General features: G+C 53.4%; 3 protein-coding genes. All 3 read right to left on the minus strand.

Translation table 11 applies throughout. The features are described 5' to 3' along the window. Positions 1 to 73: 73 nt before the first annotated feature. From Q0256_RS00865 to Q0256_RS00875, 3 genes are read right to left on the minus strand one after another with little or no spacing between them, the layout of a single operon-like run. The gene (locus tag Q0256_RS00865) at positions 74 to 1,231 is read right to left on the minus strand and encodes a DNA polymerase IV (RefSeq protein WP_297959164.1); all 1,158 of its coding nucleotides are present in this window, start codon (positions 1,229 to 1,231) and stop codon (positions 74 to 76) included. Then, complete coding sequence (locus Q0256_RS00870; RefSeq protein ID WP_297959166.1) at positions 1,228 to 2,229, minus strand: bifunctional 3,4-dihydroxy-2-butanone 4-phosphate synthase/GTP cyclohydrolase II; 1,002 nt, start codon at positions 2,227 to 2,229, stop codon at positions 1,228 to 1,230. The genes Q0256_RS00865 and Q0256_RS00870 overlap by 4 nt, the downstream gene beginning before the upstream one ends. Next, on the minus strand, positions 2,229 to 2,726 hold the full coding sequence (locus tag Q0256_RS00875; protein WP_297959168.1) for an HIT domain-containing protein: 498 nt from the start codon (positions 2,724 to 2,726) through the stop codon (positions 2,229 to 2,231). Before Q0256_RS00875 ends, Q0256_RS00870 begins: the two co-directional genes overlap by 1 nt. Positions 2,727 to 3,610: the final 884 nt, after the last annotated feature.

Genomic DNA, 3,610 nt, shown 5'->3' on the forward strand with positions numbered 1-3,610 from the left:
AAAATTCGTCGCAAAGATTATGCAGATCACCGAATATAGCTCGCCTAATTTCATCTTTTTCCTTTAAATTTAATCAAATTTCGCTTGCCTTTTTTAGCTTTTCGATGCCGAATTTTTCCCAAATCCTGCTTAAAGATCGATCCAAGCTCTGCTGCTTCTTATCGATCTCGCCAAAGAGCAGCGAGCCGCCCGATCTGCCGCTAAAATTTGAAAGATTTAGCGCTACGTGGATTATCTGCGCGCCTTTTTTCACGTCGCAGAGCTCAAACAGCTCAAGCGCGGTCTCGCTCAGCAAGCTTAGACTAAACGCCCTATCCTGGCTGATCTGATGCGAAAACTCCTCGCGCGATTTGTAGCGGATCTTTAAATCATACGTCGCGGGCTTTAGGCCCTTTGCGAGCACTTCGCCCGCCAAATGGCGCGCCAAAATTAAAATTTTACGCCGCAGTTCGTCCCGATCGGCGCACGGCGCGAAGCTACGCCCAAAGCCGATACTCTTGCGCTCGCGCTTTGAGACGACCTCGCCCTCATCCTCGCCGCTAAGGGCTGCGAAAATTTTCCTGCCGTTTGCGCCCATCTTTTCAAAAATTTCTCTGTGCCCTAGCGCGTCGCCGAAGCTTACGATGCCGTATTTGCCGAGCGTTTTTTGCGCCGCCTTGCCGATACCCGGGAATTTTGCCACAGGCACGGCGGATAGCTCGCGCGCGATTTGCGATTTTAAAATTTGCCGCACGCCGAAGGGCTTAGCAAGGCCCGTAGCGAGTTTTGCGATCAGTTTTGCTTCGCTAAGACCGACGCTGCACGGAAGGCTAAAGCGGCGCATAATCTCGCTTTGCAAAAACGCGGCAAAGCCCAGCGCGTCCGCGTCGTATGCCGTACCGCGTAAATTTAGAAAAAACTCGTCGATGCTAAATTTTTCGATCTCGGGCGTAAAGCTTAGTAAAAACTCATAAATTTTGCGTGAAATTTTTCGGTATTCGCCGTGCTGCGAGCGCACCAAAATCAGCTGCGGGCAGAGTCCGAGCGCGATTTTAACGGGCTGCGCCGAGTGCACGCCGTCCGCTCTGGCCTCGTAGCTCGCGCTTAAAATCACGCTGCCAAGCTCGCTCTTGCCGCCGAAAATCTCCTCGTCGCCGCCTCCGACGACTGCGATCTTTTTGCCCGCAAGCGTAGGATCGGCAAGCCTCGCTACAGAGACGAAGAAGCTGTCCAAATCGATGTGAGCTATCAAACTATGTCGATCCCAAAACCGCTAAGCCCCGCGTAGTCTTTCGGCTCGCTCTTGCTTAAAATTTTGATTTTTCTCACGCCCAGATGCGCTAAAATTTGCGCCCCGATGCCAAAGCTCTTAAAATCGGCGCGATTTTGCGCGGATTTTAGCATCAAAAGCACGCCGCCCTCTTTGCGCAAAATGTCCAGATCGCGCATGAAATCGTTAAATTTCGTATCGCTTAAAAACTCCAGATCGCTTGAAATTTTATGAAATTTCACGTTCGTCTGCGCGCTCTTTCCCGGCTCGCCGAAAATATAGGCGCGGTGCTCGTTGCCCTCGTGATCGCTCACGTCGTAAAATTTCGCCGCCTCACCGCACAGCACACCTTCACGCGGCTCGCTAAATTTAACGAGCGTTTCGTGCTTTAGGCGGTACTGCACGATCTGCGCGACCGAGATCATATTGATATCGTGCTGCGCGCAGAATTTCTCCAGATCGTCCCTGCGCGCCATATCGCCGTCGTCTTTGACGATCTCGCAGATCACGGCGCTTTGCGAAAGCCCCGCCAAACGGCATAGATCCGTTGAACCCTCGGTGTGCCCCGTGCGAGCGAGCACGCCGCCGCTTTTGGCGATAAGCGGGAAGATATGTCCCGGGCGAACGAAATCATCCGCGCGAGCGCCAACGCGCGACATAAGTTCGATCGTCATATTGCGCTCATACGCGCTTACGCCCGTCTTGGCGTCCTTCGCGTCGATCGTGACGGTAAATGCGGTCTCGTGGCTGGAGGTGTTTTTATCGACCATCAAATTTAGATCTAGCTGCTGCGCAATCTGCGGGCTGAGCGCCACGCACAGCACTCCGCGGGCGTGCGTGATAGCAAAATTTACCTTCTGTGCGCTACTAAAGGTGCTCGCAAACACCAAATCGCCCTCATTCTCGCGATCGACGTCATCGACCATAACGAGCATTTTGCCGTTTTTCAGATCCTCGATCGCCTGCTCTACGCTAACCATTATCTCTCCTTTAAATTTAATTCTACAAATGCCGCTTTTAGCTTCTCAAAAAGTGGGGCGAACGAAACGCCGTTTACGCGGACGTTTGCGATCGTCGTGATGAAGTTCGTATCGCCGCTCCAGCGCGGCACGAGATGATAGTGCACGTGCTCGGCTATGCCCGCACCCGCGGCGGCGCCGAGGTTCATGCCGATATTTACGCCGTTTGCGCCCAGCGTGCGCTTTAAGATCCCCACTCCGGCGCGCACGTAGCGGCTCATCTCCGCCCACGCATCGTCGCTAAGGCACTCGATATTATCGACATGCTCGTAGGGTATCACCATAAACGCGCCCGGGCTGTAGGGGTAGAGGTTCATCACCCCAAAGCAGTGCCGCGCGCGAAAAAGCACGCCGTTGCGATCATCAAACGCCGCATCCGCCGCCGCGTCGCAGAAGGGACAGCCGCTTCTTTTTTCGGTAAAATACTCGCTTCGCCAAGGGGCGCAAAGATAATCCATCTCTTTTCCTTTCCGAAATTCCAAAATTCTATGGAATTTTAAAATTTGCGTTTCGCAAAATTCTATGAAATTTGGAATTTAAAACTTCTAAATTTCATAAAATTTTATTTACGCGGTCTGCGCTTGCTCGCACGATGCGGAGCTATGCACGTGGCAAGCGCGGCATGCTTTGCAATCGCGAAGCACTTCGGCGCAATACGCACTCTGCGGATCAAAGCCCGCGGCGGACGCGCATTTGGCAAATACTCATCGCGCGGCAAACATAGCGTCTAAGTCCGCACCGTAGCCGTTTGCGCGGCGTGCGATAACAAGCTCGCGATGCCAAAGCGCACGTACGCCTACACGACTGCGATATCGAATCTACACGGTCGTTTGCGCGGCGCATTATAACAAAACTTTGACGCACTCACAGGCACGGTACGCGATGCCAAACATGCGCCGCAATCACCGTCGCCACACGCGGTAAAATTTAAACGCGGCGCGGGCACGGCGCAGTCGTAATACAGCTGCGGCTTAATCGCGGCGTATTGCAGGGTATCGCGACCCTGCCAGCCCCTACACCGTCTGCTTTTACGTTAGCTCGCTTTGCGCAGTTATCGTACGCGCAAGCTCCTCTGGGCGGCTTAGGTCGCGAGCTGTGATTAAATTTACGGCGCTATTTAATCGCCGATACCGAAGCGCTAGGAATACAAGGCGCTACGGCAGACGCGCAATTCTCGGCGCTTAATGCTACAAACGCAACCGCGCGCGCGAAGCTTCGCAAACGCAAAGCTAAATTTAAACCCGCGCTTTTTGCACCAGATCGTGATGCGACGGAAAGCTATACAAACGAAAGGCGTAAATTTAAACCTCACTCCGCAGCCGCTCGTGCAGCGCACACGATA

This window comes from uncultured Campylobacter sp. (assembly GCF_937949835.1).
Classification (GTDB): Bacteria; Campylobacterota; Campylobacteria; order Campylobacterales; family Campylobacteraceae; genus Campylobacter_B.